This window comes from Aliiroseovarius marinus, assembly GCF_004360145.1.
In the GTDB taxonomy this organism is placed as follows: domain Bacteria; phylum Pseudomonadota; class Alphaproteobacteria; order Rhodobacterales; family Rhodobacteraceae; genus Aliiroseovarius; species Aliiroseovarius marinus.
This window is the reverse complement of the sequence record NZ_ML178715.1, coordinates 92407-108044: the sequence shown is the minus strand read 5'-3', so window position 1 is coordinate 108044 and position 15638 is coordinate 92407. Positions and strand designations below refer to the sequence as shown.

Below are 15638 nucleotides of genomic sequence, written 5' to 3'. Positions count from 1 at the left end.
CTTATCTACGTCGCGGATGGTATATTGGGCCGGGGCCGAACTTACAAGAAATCAGCGGAGCTGCGGGGCAGTATGCGCGGCGATCCACTGTTCGATTTCAGCATCCGAGACGTTGTCGTTACCCACCTCGGGATAGCGGGACAGATCCATGTCGAAATACTGGGGGGCAGTCTTGTCTCCAAGCATTTCGGCCAATCGGCGGTTGCTATCGTTGAAGTGATCCAGAAAGGCCAAGGCTTGTGCGCGCGATGGGGTCAGTTTTTCGGAATCCTCGATCTGTTTGATCAGCGCGATAACTTCTTGTCGCTCGATGCCCTTGGAGCGTTGGTACAGCCCGACCAAAAGTTGCTTGCGTGACATGGGGGGGGTTGCGTGCTCGCCCCAATCGGGTGCCGTAAGCCCAAGAAGATGAAAGAAATCGTCGACCGTGTCGTTTTTGAACAGGGCGGATTTCTCGAATTTCCGCACATGCAGGCTGTCAGGCCCAAAGGCGTCTGCCCAGATTCGCAGCTTCTGATCATAGTTGAAATAGTGGTCGAAGTGTTCTTGATAAGTCGGAAGGGCCGAGAGTTGTAGGCCATAGAACCCCTCGGCAGCACTGCGCATCACGGCTTGCTTGCGATGCGAGATTGCGAGCGAGTCTTGCCGGCGCAGATAGACAACGATGTGGATCTCGTCGAATTGTCGCTTCAAGACCCGGGCGAGTTTGCGTACCTGTCGTGGGTTATGGATCCAGAAGAACATTTCCGAGGATGCGATGCAGTTGCCCGTCGTCGGGAAGACTGCTTTCAGTCCGCGAAAATTAACTCTGGTCCTAAGCGTCCGGCCTTCGCCTTTGACCCGAATCAGATTGTTTATGTTTTTGCTTTTGGGTGAGCGGGCATAGGTCAGATCGCCAAGCAACTGATGGGTTTGTGCAAATCGCAACGCGCGTTGAAGCGACGATGTTCCAGTTTTGTGCGAGCCGATGTGAAGCCAAAGCTGTCTCAACACTATCCCCTCAGTCTTTGTGCAGCGCATCAATGCGGGCTGTGCGGAAGATTTTGGACCAGTCGGTATCGGTGGCGCCGAGCATCGCGTTGAACAGGTCGCCCAACGCGTGGATATGGCGCAATTCCTTGTCCGAGAAGTGATCCGCCGGCTCGGTCGAGATTGCCGTTGGGCTGGCCTTTTCGGCGGCGGCCTGCAGCGCATTTGAAAGCAGTGGCGCGCCGCCAAAAAACGCAGTGTCCACGTCACGGGCGTCTTCGGCATAATGCTTGGCAACGCTTTGGGCCAAGTCGAGATGCATCTGCAGTTTCTCGCCTGTCGTCTCCGACGGGTGCAGCTCTAGATGGCGGGCGACTTCGCGGCCGAACGTGTGCCGGGTGGTTTTGGGCTGCTCCGAGATGCGCGATTGCAATGCTTTCAAAAGCATCAGGTCATGCAAGTTCAGCGACTGGTTGTCGTTGTCAAACGGCGTGATGACGAAGTCCTCGGTTCCGAACCCATGGGTGATGAAATCGTCCAACAGGGATCCGTTGGTCAAGGCGCTACGTATCATTGGGCGCAGGACGAAGTGATCACCGAATGCATCGCGCCATGCTTGGAAACGCTTTGCGTAGATCAGGCGCTCGCTTTTAGCCATGTTGTCGCAGAATTTCTGCAGGCTCGTTTGATTGCCACCGATTTTAGTGACTTCGGCATAGCCAGACAGCAGCCGTTCGGCATGTGGACGCACATAGGCGATGACCCGCACGTCATCAAATGCCGACCCGAGGTAATCATCGATGAATCGTTTCAGCAGTGCAGGAGGGGTGCGTTCAAGCATCTCGCCCGAGATCAGGCTGTATTTTGTCGACGCGGATTTCAGGCTTTGACCCAGCTTGGTCAGAATAGCGCGGCTGCGCGCATCGTTCTTCAGCCCTTTCCCTTCGTACCGGTCTTTCAGGGCCGCGGGCAGAAAATTGTGGTTCAATCGGTTTGGATAGCATGGGACTTCGCCATCAATCTGAATGCAGCTTTTCGCAAAGGCATTCTGAATGCTGGTCGACCCGGTCTTGTGGTCGCCAATATGGATCAGCAGCACCCGACCGGGTGTTTTGCGTTTGCCGAAAATCATGCTCTGCCCACTCCAATGTCTTCACGTATCAAATGCCTCTGTCATCCTTAAGGCACAAAGGCGGCCGTGCAGCGTGCGAGAAATCGCATCTTACCGGATTCAGATCAAGTCCATCTAACGTGGGTCACTGCCGGGAACCCGACTTCCCATCTACTGATACAAGATGTCGTCGTGGTACCGATTCAGAAGGGTCAATCCCAGCGACATGGTCGCCAGAGCAACGGCAAAGACGAAGATATACGAGATGTAGGTCGGCTCGTAGGTGGCGTAGACCCCCATGCGCATTTGTCCGACCACATGGACAATCGGGTTCCACCACAGAATATCCTGCGCGAAGACAGGCAGGTCATCGAAATTATATAGGACGCCCGAGATGATGAAGAGCGGGCGCATGAGCACCTTCCACAACGACTGCCACCAGTCGAAGCGCCAGAACAGGAAACAGTTCAGCGTTCCGATTCCGGCCCCCAGTGACATTGCCATCAAAAAGGACAGCCCCATTTCTGGGATGTTGAGAAAGACAAAAGAGGGGCTGATCAGCACCATTCCGCCGATCAGCATGACGCTGATCAGGATATTCGTGAGGCTGTTCAAGAGGGCGCGTGCCAGAATCGTGTCGACGAAGGTGACGCGTGGATACCCCAATAGGGGTTTCGAGTATTTGATCGCACCTGCCGTTTTGGCGCTGAGCTGTCGGAACAACCCCAGCGGCAGCATCCCCGTGGCATAGTACAGGGCAAAACTGTCCCCAAGCGACGGGGAACGCAGTGCAAGTGAGAAAACGATGGTCAGAAAGGCGATGCCGCTGATCGGTTCGACAAGAGCCCAGACATATCCACCTTTTGACCGCCCATAGGTCGACGACATCTCGCGCAGCATCAGTGCGACGACAGTGCGTCCCATCTTGAAGCGGGTTGGATCTGCTGTGCGTAAAGCGGTCATGCGGCAATATCGAGTTGATTCGTCCTAAGAGGTATCCGATAACTGCCGCTAATGCATATAGTTTGCAAAATGTTTTGCCGTGGATAGCCTATGACCCAGTCTTCTGAAGCGCCCAACCCCAAGCCCGAGACGGAACTCCGCAAGGATGCCCAGATCTCACATGCTGAGCAGGACGAGCTGGATGATGACGGCTGGGGCGAAGAAGAGCAGGCGGGTAAGGACCTTCCGCCCCCTCGTCCGCACGCAAAGCCCGCCCGCCCCCGCAAACGGCACAAGATGATCCGCAGGTTGTTCCTGCTAGGCGTTTTGGCGCCGATCTTCTTGGCAACGGTATACCTCTATGTCATCGCCAAGGATCAGTACGCCTCGTATCTGGGATTCTCGGTGCGGGCAGAAGATAGCGCCTCGCCGGTCGAGATGCTGGGTGGCATCACCGAGCTGGCCGGATCGTCCAGTGGTACCGATACCGACGTTCTGTTCGAGTTCATTCAAAGCCAGCGCATCGTCCGGCTGGTGGACGAGCGGCTGGACCTGCGCTCTATGTACCACATGCCCTCCGACCCGATTTTCGGCATCGACCCCGATGCAACCATCGAGGGGCTTCAGAAATTCTGGGGCCGGGTTGTGAAGGTTTTCTATGACAGCGGATCGGGTCTGATCGAAGTGCGGGTCACCGCCTTTACGCCGGAAGACGCCAAGGCCGTCGCGGATGCGATCTATGACGAGAGCACCGTTATGATCAACAAGCTGACTGCCGTCGCGCGCGAAGACGCCACCAGCTATGCCCGTAGCGAGCTTGAGAAAGCCGTCGAGCGCCTGAGCTCGGCGCGTGCCGCGATCCAGAAGTTCCGGCTTGAAACCCAGATCATCGATCCCGAGGCAGACATTGTCGGCCGGATGGGGCTGTTGAACTCGCTGCAAAACCAGCTGGCCTCGGCTCAGATCGATCTGGATATCCTGATGCAGACGGCACGCGAAAGTGACCCCCGCCTGATCCAGGCACGTCGCCGCGTGGATGTGATCGAGCAACGTCTGGCCGAAGAGCGTGCGCGGTTCAGCAACACCGATGGCACGGTGAATGGCTCCTATGCCAACCTGATTGGCGACTACGAGCGTCTTTCGGTCGACAAACAGTTCGCCGAACAAGCCTATCTGTCCGCACTGGCGTCCTTGGATGTGGCCACCGCCGAAGCGGCGCGCAAGTCGCGCTATCTTGCGGCCTATATCGAACCGACTTTGTCCGAGACGCCCCAATTCCCGCAGCGCCTGATTATTCTTGCCACGCTTTCCGGGTTCTTGATTGGTATCTGGGTGGTGGCAACCATGGTCTATTATTCGGTCCGCGACAGACGATAGGGCCGCCGTATGATCCGGATCCGAAAACTGCGCAAAGCGTATCGCTTGCAGGGGCAAACCAAGGTCGTGGCTGACAATATCTCGGTTGATTTTGAACCGGGCAAGGTCGTCGGCCTGCTGGGGCGCAATGGGGCCGGTAAATCCAGCCTATTGCGGATGGTCGCCGGTACGATGCGTCAGGACAGTGGCACCATCGCGATTGACGGTACCGTCAGTTGGCCAGTCGGATTTGCGGGCAGTTTTCACAAGGATCTGACAGGCGCGCAGAACACCAAGTTCCTTGCGCGCATTTACGGGGTCGATACCGAAGAGCTGCGCGAATATGTCGAAGACTTCGCCGATCTGGGGCAGCAGTTCTATCTGCCTGTGCGCACCTATTCCTCGGGTATGAAATCACGGCTGGCTTTTGGCCTGTCGATGGGCATCAAGTTCGATGTCTATCTGGTGGACGAGGTCACGTCGGTGGGGGACGCGGCGTTTCGCAAGAAAAGCATGCGCGTCTTCCGTGACCGAATGGAAAGTAGCGGTGCGCTTTTGGTGACCCACAACCTGCGTGTGATCTCGAATGTATGCGATGCGGCGTGTATTTTGGATGACGGGCGCCTGACCTATTATGACGATGTTGAAGAAGCGATTGAATTGCATCGCGAGATGACAGCCTGATCCCACTGCAACTCACCCGAGATACTGCAAATTGTGCACAGTTCGGAATTAACATCGAAATCCACGTCTCGACGCTTGAGAAAACGCAGCTTCGTTACTAATGTGCGCTCAATTGGTTTGCTGCCTTGAACCACGAAATAACCTTGGGGATTGCGCGTATGCGTTTTGTTTTAATTGCAGTTTCTGCCCTTGCTCTTGCTAGCTGTGGCCTGCCTCGTGGGGCGGCCGTTCAGTCCGAAATCGTCGGAAGCGAGTCTGAGAGCAGAGCGGATTTGGCCGTTTACAACGTGACCAAAGCGACCCTGCCGGCGATTTCACGCTGGCCTGCGCCCAATGCCGAAGGCGACTATTCGTGGCCGTCGCGCGGATCGGCAGCGGCTGACAAGCCGATCAGGCCGTTTGATCGCGTGGACGTGATTGTTTGGGACAGCGAGGAATCTTCGCTTCTGTCGTCTCCCAACCAGAACACGGTCGAGATGAAGAACATGCTGGTCTCGGCGGGCGGCACAATCTTCCTGCCCTTCGTTGGCTCGGTGCATATCGCAGGCATGCCCCATTCCGCAGCCCGCGCCAGAATTCAGCGCAAATATGTCGAAGCCATCCCGTCGGCTCAGGTGCAGTTGAACGTCACGCAAGGCACCCGCGGTACGGTGTCGGTCGTGTCGGGCGTTTCGCGCCCCGGACCGATCACTTTGGATGACCCCAGCTTTACTGTGCTGAATGCGATCGCCGCTGCCGGAGGCCCCGAGCGCGGCTTGGAAAACCCCAGCGTCAAGCTGGTCCGTGGCAATCAGACCTATCTGCGCCCGCTGTCACAGGTGATGTCCGACGCGTCCTATGACACCTACCTGCGCCCCGGCGACAAGCTGGCCGTCGAGAATGACAGCCGCTATTTCCGCTCGCTGGGGGCGGCCTCGAAAGAAGCATTGATCCCGTTCTCGAAATCCGAGATCTCGGCGCTTGATGCGATGTCGCTGATCGGCGGTCTGTCGGAAAACCGCGCCAACCCCAAAGGGATCCTGATCCTGCGCGAATATCCGCAATCTGTCGTGCGCCAGGACGATCAGGGGCCGGACAATGCGCGCAGCGTCTTTGTGATCGACCTGACAACCGCCGACGGTCTGTTCAGCGCGGGCAAGTTCCAGATCCACAGCAAAGACACCGTCCTTGTCACCGAAAGCTCTGTCGCGGCCTCCAACACATTGCTTGGGCTGCTGCGCAACCTGACCGGTGTCGCGGTCAACGTGACCAAGCTTTAATCCTAAAGGCCGTTTAATTGAGGGGCGCGGACAGCACTGTCGCGCCCCTTTTTCGTGGCGGCTCTATACAAGTCGTCTGGCCATTTACTTGACCCTACCGCGCCCGGTCCTTACCCATTGAGTTTCAAGGAGGACCCGACATGCGCAATGCAGATGAAGCCCTGATCGTGATCGACGTGCAGAACGATTTCTGCCCCGGCGGTGCCCTTGCCGTTGCCGAAGGGGACCAGATCGTTTCCCTGATCAATGCCATGCTGCCGGATTTCGCCGTAAAGGTCTTCACACAGGACTGGCACCCGGCGGGCCATTCGTCCTTCGCCACGTCTCACGAGGGTAAAGCCCCGTTTGAGATGACCGAAATGCCCTATGGCCCCCAAGTCCTCTGGCCTGACCACTGCGTGCAGGGTACGGACGGCGCGGCGTTTCACCCTGACCTTCTGACCGATCCCGCCGACATGGTTATCCGCAAAGGCTTCCGCCCGCAGATCGACAGCTATTCCGCCTTCTTCGAGAACGACCAGACCACTCCCACCGGGCTGGAAGGCTACCTGCGCACCCGTGGCATCACCAAGCTGACCATGGTTGGCCTCGCCACCGATTTCTGCGTTGCATACTCGGCCATCGACGGCGCCAAACTGGGCTTCGACGTCACCGTCCTTGAACCCGCCTGCCGCGCCATCGACCTTGATGGCTCGCTGGCCGCCGCCCGTGACAACATGCGCGCCGCTGGCGTGAAACTGGAGGCCTAAATGGTAGATATCGCCACCCGCGTCTATGACCACAACTGGAAGATCGACCCGATCGTCCGCTCGCTGATCGACACCGATTTCTACAAGCTCTTGATGTGCCAGTTGGTCTTCCGCAACAAGCCCGACGCCCAAGTCACCTTCAGCCTGATCAACCGCTCGAAACACGTCCCCCTTGCCGACCTCATCGACGAAGGTGAACTGCGCGAACAGCTCGACCACATCCGCTCGCTCACCCTGTCCCGCGGCGAAAGTACATGGCTACGCGGCAACACCTTCTATGGCAAACGCCAGATGTTCCGTTCCGACTTCATGGAGTGGTTCGAGAACATGCGCCTCCCCGCCTACCACCTCGAACGCGTCGGCGACCAATACGAGCTTACCTTCGAAGGCTCCTGGCCCGAGGTCATGCTGTGGGAAATCCCCGCGCTCTCCGTCCTCATGGAACTCCGCTCTCGCGCCGTCCTGCGCGGCATGGGCAAGTTCGAACTGCAAGTGCTCTACGCCCGCGCCATGACCCGCGCGTGGGAGAAGATCTCCGGGCTCCGCGCCCTCGACGGCCTCCGCCTTGCCGATTTCGGCACAAGACGCCGCCACTCCTACCTCTGGCAGGACTGGTGCGTGCAAGCGGCGATGGAGGGGTTGGGCGACAGCTTCGTCGGCACCTCGAACTGCCACATCGCCATGAAGCGCGACATCGAAGCCATCGGCACCAACGCCCACGAGCTGCCCATGGTCTACGCGGCCTTGGCCCAAGACGACGCCGAACTGGCCCAAGCCCCCTATGACGTGCTCGCCGATTGGCAGCAGGAACACGACGGCAACCTGCGCATCATCCTGCCCGACACCTATGGCACCAAGGGCTTTCTGGACAACGCGCCTGATTGGCTGGCCGGCTGGACCGGCATCCGCATCGACAGCGGAGACCCCGCCACGGGCGCCGAGACCGCCATCAACTGGTGGACCGCGCGAGGCGAGGATCCCACCCAGAAAATGGTCATCTTCTCGGACGGTCTGGACACCGACAAAATCATCGAACTGCACCAGCAATTCGCAGGCCGCGTCCGCACCAGTTTTGGCTGGGGCACCCTTCTGACCAACGATTTCCGAGACCTCGTCCCCGACAACGCCCTCGCCCCGTTCTCGCTGGTCTGTAAGGCGGTGAAAGCGAATGGAAGGGCCACTGTGAAGCTGTCGGACAACCCCAACAAGGCGATGGGGCCAGAGGTTGAAATTGCTCGCTATAAACGTGTATTTGGTGTTGGAGATCAGGTAGAGATGGATGTCTTAGTTTAGATGGCAACAATTACAAAGCAGAAACGCCTCAAAATTCTATTGGAGCGCGGCTTTTTCCCAATTGAACTTCCTCCCCCCTTTAACACGCAAAGTTTTGCCAAATACCGCAAGTCAATCACAGATTCATGGCCAACAAATTACGCACCCAAGACACAGTACGAACGGTATTCCATTAAGCGTATTGGGTTGAAACGGCGTCAGCTAGCGATCGTCAATCCAATTAGCCAGTATTATCTTTCTAAGCATATTTCTGACAATTGGATAACTATTCGTGACCATTTGAGCTACGGCGTCGTTTCGTTGGATAGGGCGATTATCTCAGAAGAAGGCGAACGGGCGATAGAGAAACCCGATTTTAGGTTAGTTCAGAGTGCCAAGCTCAACGCGTCAGCTAACGACGACTTTATCTTCAGAAGTGATATCTCGAGATTCTATGATACTATTTATACGCACGCCATTGCTTGGGCTCTTGAAGGGAAGCAATGGTGTAAATCTAACATTGGCTCTGCACTAAATTCATCGATTGGTGGAGAGTTAGATATTCTTGTACGAAAGTGCCAAGATAATCAAAGCCAAGGGATCCCAACCGGGCCCGATACCTCAAGGATCTTGTCTGAAGTATTGGCAATTGGTGTGGAGCGGAATTTCCTCGCTTCGGCGAATGTCGCTCCAGAAGACGTCTATCGCTATGTTGACGACTGGTTTATCGGAATCGGAAGTCCTTCCGACGGCGAAGACTTGCTACGCAAGCTTTCTCGATCCATGGCTGAATATTCTTTGGATCTCAATATCGAGAAGACAACTGTGTTGCACCCATCTGATCCCATTTGGTCGTTCTGGCCAGATGAGCTTCTGGACTGCATGGTTGAAGCCACGAGCTCGCGGGAGCAATCACGCCAAATATCACTGTTTTTCTCGAGAAGTTTTGATCTCGCGGCTAAGAATAAGTCGCAGAATGTCCTGCTCTACTCGATCAAACTAGCTCGCTCGTTTCCCATAACGCGAGCGAATTTCTCTTTGTTTGAGGGGTACCTTTTTAAGATCGCGCGCGCGGACAATCTGACTATTCCAATCGTAACTCAGATTCTTGCGAATTATCGGCTCAACGGCTTCTCAGTTTCTGCCAGACGGCTAGACCGATTGATTGACGACGTAATTCGATCATCCGCACCGTTGATGCATACCGAGGAAGTCGCATGGGCGCTTTTCCTCGCGAAAGCACTTCGCCGGGAGATATCCAAAGATCTTGCGAATCTTGTGATCGAAATGTCTAGTTCGGTCTGCTCGCTGATACTTCTCGACTTAGAACGACTTAGTTTGCTCGAAGGAGGTAGTGAGTTGTGGACATTGCAGCAAAAAATGACGTCTTCATCTTTGCGCGATGAAAATTGGCTTCTCGCTTATGAAGCCGACGTGAAGGGGTGGCTTCAAAGTGCGGAATCCACAAACCATGTGGACTCGGATCCTTACTTCTCAACTCTCAAGGCTAGAAGGATCGAGTTCTATGACATCAATCGAAATGTGAAGACTTTCCGAAGGTCTCGGCGAGATAACGTAGAACGCCTCCGGCGCAGAAGAACGTCTAACCAACTCTTCGCTTTTCTTATGCATGCTCACGGAAATTATGAGCCCCCGCTTTGAACTCGGTCAATTTCCCCTTTAAACCCTTTAAAACCCACCCCAAAACGCCGTTAAAATTTTTTAAAGCCCCGACCTGTCCCGCGATAAAAGGTCTAAGCATTTCCGCCCGTCACGCGGCCCTCATCCCCCAAGGAAATTCCGGGCGGCGATGACGGCTTTTTGGGTATAGCTGGCGACCTCGGGGCCGGTCGGATCGTATCGCGGAACCGCCCAGCCCATCGACGCAAAACGTCGTAACATCAAGAACATAGGCAGCAGGTCTTCCGCCTCTTGGCTCAGCGCCCGGTGTTCCCGATACCCCGCCAGCGCCGCCGCCTTGATCGCCTCATACGCGGGTTCCTGTTCGTTCTGCGACATCATCACCGCAAGGTCGTACAGCCGAAACCCAAAGCCCGCGTCGTCGAAGTCGATCAGGGTTAGCAAGCCCTTGTGAATAAACACGTTTTCACGCAGCACGTCCGCGTGGATCAACCCAAAATCCGCCCCGTTTTCAAGGTAGACCGAGGCCAGATCATGCGCCACAGCCCGCGCCCGCAGCACCAAGTTGCGCTCGTCCTCGCGCAGCGCTGGGCACTCCCAGAACCGCCCCCAAAACGGGTCGTCCCCCAGCAGGCCGGGGATGTCCCAGCGGTGACGGGTGAAGCCCTCGGGCAGGGGGATATCGTCGGTCAGGTTGTGCAGTTTCGCCAGCTCGGCCCCGACTTTGCGGTATAGCGCGGCTTGATCATCTGGCGAGCCGTCCAGAGGCACGCCACTTTCCCCAATCGGCGCGCCCTCGACCCACGATACCATCGTCGCGCATTGGTCCGCGTCCAGTGAAAACACAAGGTCGCCTTCGGTCGTCGGGATAGGAGACGGCACCCGCATACCCTGTTCGGCCAGCGCGGCCATCCAGTCGAGCTCTGACCGAATGGCGGCCTTGGACTGGTACCCCGGACGGTGCAACCGCAGCGCGGCGGGCTTGCCGGCAATTCGCACCTCATGCACTGCGTTTTCGCGATCCTTGATCATCCGCACATGCTGCGCGCCCCATGCCTTGAGGGCCTGTTTCAAGAAAGGGCTCATGCAGGTACCGCCTTCAGCGCGGCGTCCAGCGTTTCGGCCAAAAGGTCGGCCTGCGACCGGTCAAAACACATGGGCGGACGGATTTTGATCCCGTGATAATGCCGCCCCATCAGGTGCAAGAGCACACCGCGATTGCGCATGTCCTCGACCAGATCTTTGCAGAATGTCGTTGCGCCTTCCGGGTCGCCGTCGCGCGTGAACTCGATGCCCATGAACATGCCCGCGCCGCGGGTGTCGGCGATCATTGGATGGGATAGCTCTTTCAACAGCCCCAACGCATAGTCACCCGTATCGCGTGCGTTTTGGACCAGCTCTTCTTCTTCGAGCACATCCAGAACCGCCATCGCCGCCGCCGCAGAGACCGGGTTGCCGCCGAAGGTGTTGAAGTACCCAAAGCGGGTGCGGAATTCGGCCATGATCTCGGGGCGGGTCACGACCGCTGCGACGGGATGCCCGTTCCCCATCGGCTTGCCCATCGTCACGATGTCAGGCACCAACCCGATCCGGTCATGCCCCCAGAAATTGCGCCCAGTCCGACCAAAGCCCGGTTGCACCTCGTCTGCGATGATGATGCCGCCTGCCTTACGGACAACCGCGGCCGCAGGGTCAAGGAACCCCTTGGGCAGCGTATGAAAGCCTTCATTGGCGAAAAACGGGTCGAGGATCAGCGTGCCGAAGCCGTACCCTGCCTCCTCCAGCTCATCAATCGCGCGCTGGATCTCGTCGGCAAAGGCCTGTGGTTGCGACTCGGCGCTGCCGCCCAGCGGAGACAGCGTATCCGGGGCTGGCACCTTCTTGACCCACTCCACCGGCCCGCCAATCGGCGTGCGTTTCGATGACATCTGGCTGACCAGATCCGTGTTGCCGTGATAGGTGTTGTCGGTGCAGATGATGCCCACCTTCTCGGTCATCGCGCGGCCCATGCGCAGGGCGATGTCGTTCGCCTCGGACCCGGTGCAGACCATGATCATCGTGTCCAGCCCGTGATCCATCGTGCCCGTCAGACGTTCGGCATAGTCCAGAATGCCTTCGTGCAGGTACCGGGTGTGGGTGTTCAGGGTCGCGGCCTGCTTGGTGATCGCCTCGACGACTTTCGGATGGGCGTGACCGACATGCGGGACGTTGTTGTAGCAGTCCAGATAGCGGTTCCCGTCCGTATCCCACAGCCATGTCCCTTCGCCGCGGACCACATGAACTGGCTCGCGATAGAAGGTGGTCATGTTCGGGCCAAGAAGCCGCGCGCGCCGTTCCAGGATCGAAGAGGTGTCCGCCATGTCATGCTCCACTGTGCCGGGTGTTTCTGTGCCGACTATGCCAGCTTGCTGGGCGCAAAGCAAATTAATTGCGTTGTTAAGTAAGTGGCGTCAGTCGTCGGTGACCCGCCCGCGCAGGGCTTTGACCTGCCCGCGCTTGGTTTTGGCATCCATGCGCCGGCGTTGAGAGCCCTTGGTTGGTTTGGTGGGAATGCGCCGCTTGGGGGCAACCAGCGCTTTGCGGATCATCTCGGCCAGACGTTCGGCGGCGATCTCGCGGTTGCGGGCTTGGCTTCTTGTGTCCTCGACCCGGATGGTGATCGCGCCGTCCTGCGCCCATTTGCGTCCGGCGATCCGCTTCAGTCGTGCCTTCACCGGTTGCGACAGATGCGGCGAGCGCGCGGCCTCGAACCGCAATTCGACGGCGGTCGAGACCTTGTTCACATTCTGCCCGCCGGGGCCTGAGGAACGCGAAAAGCTCTCGCTCAGCTCCCAATCTTTCAGGGTGATATCGTCATTCACGCGGATCATAAGGGCACCCTATCCAATCGGATGCGCAACGGGAATGGCAGATACGAAAAAGGGCCGCCCCAGCAGGACGACCCTTTCGAGAATGTAGGAGGTGGGACCGGTTAGACCTGGGTCAATTCGGCCCGCGTTCCGATCCGGGGGCTGCCCCGGAGCGTCGCGATCTAGATTGTCCCGGCACCTCGCTCCGTTGTATCTCTCGACATGGACACCTCCTTTCTCGCTGTTTCTATATCTAGGAGCGTGCCACATATTTTGCGTTTGTCAAAACTTTTCACGCAGGATTTGGTGAAAGTTTTGTGACCAAGACGCGGAAAGGCACCAGTGCAAGCAATGCAAGGGCCAGTTTGACCATCCAGTCAGCAACCGCCAAAGATACCCACAGCGGGGCCATCGGGCCTGCGCCCAGAAGCGGCAAAACCTCGCCCGCCCAGCTAACGTCGTTGGCCGGTTCAAGGAAGGTCAGCGTGCCCGAGAAGGCGATGGTGAAGAAGATCGCGGTGTCCACCGAGCTGCCGATCAGGGTCGAGACAACCGGCGCGCGCCACCAGCGGCCTTCGCGCAGGCGGTCAAAGATCGCGACGTCCAGCAGCTGTGCGGTCAGGAAGGCAAGGCCGGATCCCATAGCGATGCGCAGGGTCACAAGCGGACCGAACTCGCCCATGATTTGGGTGCCTATGAAGCTGCAGATCACGCCGGTGACGAAGCCGACCAGAACGACTTTGCGCGCAGCGGTCACACCGTAGACACGGTTCATCACGTCGGTGACAAGGAAGGCAAGCGGGTAAGTGAAGGCGCCCCAGGTCAGCCAGTTGCCGAACAGGAATTGCACCAGAATGTTAGAGGCCACGACGATGGCGGCCATGGCGATAACGCCAGGAAGAAGACGGGTCATGTTGTTGGTCCGTTTTAGCAAGGTTGCGGAGACTTGGCCCCTGAATGTCAGGGACGGAGTGCTCTTACAGTGGGAAAACGGACAGATCAACCCTTGCAAACAAGGGGGATGTCGCGTCAGTTCGCGACGTCGCCCGCAGGCTTCGCAGGAGTGGGGACCACATATTCGACGAATTCCGTGGTTTGGTAGAACTTGAAATTGTCGTCGGACACCATGGTTAGGCGGATATTTCCATCCGTGTCGCGCCAGACCGCAAGCCCTTCCAGATTGTCATGCAGCCCAACGGGGGTGCGCAGCAATTCGACCTCGTTCTTGAAGCCCTCGGGCGTGATGTCGAAGCGGCGGACGCGGTTGGTGAAGCCCAGAATGCCGCTCAGGTGACGTTCCAGCAGATAGAACTTCCCATCCGGGCCGATATCGGCACCGACGGGCAGATACGGGGCAAAGCGCGGGATCGAGAAGGGCTTATCCCATGTCTGACCGCCGGCGCGCAAGCGATAGACCGGGAACGGCGAGCCTTCGACGCCCGTCCGTTCGGGGATTGTATAAAGCGTGCCGACGCGGTCGATGGCCAAGGCTTCCAGAGACGAGTTGTTCTGCAGTCCCTTAAAATCCGGGTGCTTCTCCAGCACGCGCCCCTTGGTCCGTAAACCGGTAAAGCGCATCACGCGGTGTTTGGCCTCGAAACTGACGTAAATCGGGCCGGTCATATGCGTGGCCAACCCTTCGCTGTCGGCCCGGAACCGACCAAAGGGGGTGCCTTTGGGGGATTTTAGCGGGCCAAGGCGGGTGGTGTTTAGGCCGGTGATGACACCGTCCTCGCGCGCAAAGCTGCCGCGTGCGATATATCCACGGTCGGTGATCGCAATGAAGTCCGTGCCATCTTCGCTGACCTCAAGCCCCGAAAACCCGCCGAAATTTTCACCTGTGCCATGCCAGCGATAGGCGGACACCAGTTGGGCGTCCGACACCGGCTGCGCCCCAAGATCAAGCGCCAGAAGCGCGGCAAGTGCCGCTATCGCGATGACAAAACGGGTCCGCATTGGTTGGGAAGATCCTTAAGGGTCAGAGGACCGCGAGGCTTGCGCGGCGTTGCGGGTTTCGTGGGCTTCGGTGCGGGTTTGGGATGTAGAATATCCTGAACCCATTTCTCGGCGTCTTTGCAGCCATCCCCTGCGGGTGGCGGGGCTTGGTTTACGCAGCCCTTGACGCCCTTGGGACAGGAAAGCCGGACGTGGAAGTGATAGTGATGCCCCCACCACGGACGGATTTTCCGCAGCCAACGCCGGTCGCCTTTGGCGTCTTTGCACATCTGTACCTTGGCGCCGGGGAAAACAAAGATCCGCGCCACGCGTTTGTCTTTTGCGGCGGCCTTGATGATCTCGTGATGGGCGCGGGTCCAGTTCTTGTTTACGTAAGCGCCCTTGGACCGGCGGGTCGAAATCGACGACAGCGCCTCGCGCTCGGACGCGCTGAGGTTCAGGCGTTTGGGCGGAAGCATCCAGATATCGGCATCCAGTCCGATCTGGTGCGAACGGTGCCCGGTCAGCATCGGACCACCACGCGGCTGGCTGAGGTCGCCGACGTAAAGCCCCTTCCATCCGGGTTGCTGGGCAGCTTTGCGCGACAGTTTTTCCACGAAGTCGATCAACTCGGGGTGGCCCCAGTTGCGATTGCGCGACAGGCGCATGGCTTGCCATGTCGGCCCGGTTTCGGCCAGTTGCTCGGCCCCGGCCAGACAGCCTTTCGCGTACGATCCGAACGCGGCTGCACGACTTGCCGTGCCCTTCCGCGCCGCACCGAACAGCTCTTTCGCGGGTTGTTGGGCGGCGACTGGCGCCCCGGTTAGGGCGAGGCCAGCAATCAGGATGAGCTTGTGAAACAGTTTCATGT

At 58.0% G+C, this 15638-nt stretch carries 15 protein-coding genes; 6 read left to right on the top strand and 9 right to left on the bottom strand.

Annotated features, from left to right (window positions below; translation table 11 throughout):
- Window positions 1–51: 51 nt before the first annotated feature.
- From EOL43_RS06620 to EOL43_RS06610, 3 genes are all read right to left on the bottom strand, one after another.
- A complete protein-coding gene (locus EOL43_RS06620) occupies window positions 52–1020 on the bottom strand; it encodes a hypothetical protein (RefSeq protein ID WP_133486791.1) in 969 nt (322 codons plus the stop codon).
- Window positions 1001–2101, bottom strand: coding sequence for a hypothetical protein (locus EOL43_RS06615; protein WP_133486789.1), 1101 nt, complete (start codon window positions 2099–2101; stop codon window positions 1001–1003). The genes EOL43_RS06620 and EOL43_RS06615 overlap by 20 nt, the downstream gene beginning before the upstream one ends.
- Before the next feature lie 150 nt (window positions 2102–2251).
- Entirely contained in the window at window positions 2252–3043 is a 792-nt protein-coding gene (locus tag EOL43_RS06610) for an ABC transporter permease (protein WP_133486787.1), read from the bottom strand.
- A 90-nt stretch (window positions 3044–3133) separates the two neighbouring features.
- Between EOL43_RS06610 and EOL43_RS06605 the strand changes: the two genes are divergently transcribed.
- The 6 genes from EOL43_RS06605 to EOL43_RS06580 all read left to right on the top strand — a co-directional run bounded on the left by EOL43_RS06605 (window position 3134) and on the right by EOL43_RS06580 (window position 10004).
- Window positions 3134–4399 (top strand): KpsE/RkpR family capsule polysaccharide export protein, encoded by a 1266-nt coding sequence (locus EOL43_RS06605; protein WP_240686483.1) that lies wholly within the window; start codon window positions 3134–3136, stop codon window positions 4397–4399.
- Between the two features lie 9 nt (window positions 4400–4408).
- The gene (locus tag EOL43_RS06600; protein WP_133486785.1) at window positions 4409–5062 is read left to right on the top strand and encodes an ABC transporter ATP-binding protein; all 654 of its coding nucleotides are present in this window, start codon (window positions 4409–4411) and stop codon (window positions 5060–5062) included.
- Window positions 5063–5349: 287 nt separating this feature from the next.
- Window positions 5350–6321: a polysaccharide biosynthesis/export family protein gene (locus EOL43_RS06595; protein WP_166636206.1), complete on the top strand. Its 972-nt coding sequence runs from the start codon at window positions 5350–5352 to the stop codon at window positions 6319–6321.
- Window positions 6322–6461: 140 nt separating this feature from the next.
- Entirely contained in the window at window positions 6462–7070 is a 609-nt protein-coding gene (pncA, locus tag EOL43_RS06590) for a bifunctional nicotinamidase/pyrazinamidase (protein WP_133486781.1), read from the top strand.
- On the top strand, window positions 7071–8363 hold the full coding sequence (gene pncB / locus EOL43_RS06585) for a nicotinate phosphoribosyltransferase (protein WP_133486778.1): 1293 nt from the start codon (window positions 7071–7073) through the stop codon (window positions 8361–8363).
- Window positions 8364–10004, top strand: coding sequence for an RNA-directed DNA polymerase (locus EOL43_RS06580; protein WP_133486776.1), 1641 nt, complete (start codon window positions 8364–8366; stop codon window positions 10002–10004).
- Window positions 10005–10124: 120 nt separating this feature from the next.
- Here EOL43_RS06580 and EOL43_RS06575 read toward each other — a convergent pair whose 3' ends face one another.
- The 6 genes from EOL43_RS06575 to mepA all read right to left on the bottom strand — a co-directional run bounded on the left by EOL43_RS06575 (window position 10125) and on the right by mepA (window position 15636).
- A complete protein-coding gene (locus tag EOL43_RS06575; RefSeq protein WP_133486774.1) occupies window positions 10125–11069 on the bottom strand; it encodes a phosphotransferase enzyme family protein in 945 nt (314 codons plus the stop codon).
- Window positions 11066–12343, bottom strand: a complete 1278-nt coding sequence (locus tag EOL43_RS06570; RefSeq protein ID WP_133486772.1) for an aspartate aminotransferase family protein — start codon at window positions 12341–12343, stop codon at window positions 11066–11068. The genes EOL43_RS06575 and EOL43_RS06570 overlap by 4 nt, the downstream gene beginning before the upstream one ends.
- 90 nt (window positions 12344–12433) lie before the next feature.
- Window positions 12434–12853: an alternative ribosome rescue aminoacyl-tRNA hydrolase ArfB gene (arfB, locus tag EOL43_RS06565; RefSeq protein ID WP_133486770.1), complete on the bottom strand. Its 420-nt coding sequence runs from the start codon at window positions 12851–12853 to the stop codon at window positions 12434–12436.
- Between the two features lie 271 nt (window positions 12854–13124).
- The gene (locus tag EOL43_RS06560) at window positions 13125–13745 is read right to left on the bottom strand and encodes a queuosine precursor transporter (protein WP_133486768.1); all 621 of its coding nucleotides are present in this window, start codon (window positions 13743–13745) and stop codon (window positions 13125–13127) included.
- A gap of 116 nt (window positions 13746–13861) precedes the next feature.
- Window positions 13862–14788, bottom strand: a complete 927-nt coding sequence (locus tag EOL43_RS06555) for an esterase-like activity of phytase family protein (protein ID WP_133486766.1) — start codon at window positions 14786–14788, stop codon at window positions 13862–13864.
- Window positions 14761–15636 (bottom strand): penicillin-insensitive murein endopeptidase, encoded by an 876-nt coding sequence (gene mepA, locus EOL43_RS06550; RefSeq protein WP_133486764.1) that lies wholly within the window; start codon window positions 15634–15636, stop codon window positions 14761–14763. Before mepA ends, EOL43_RS06555 begins: the two co-directional genes overlap by 28 nt.
- Window positions 15637–15638 lie beyond the last annotated feature (2 nt).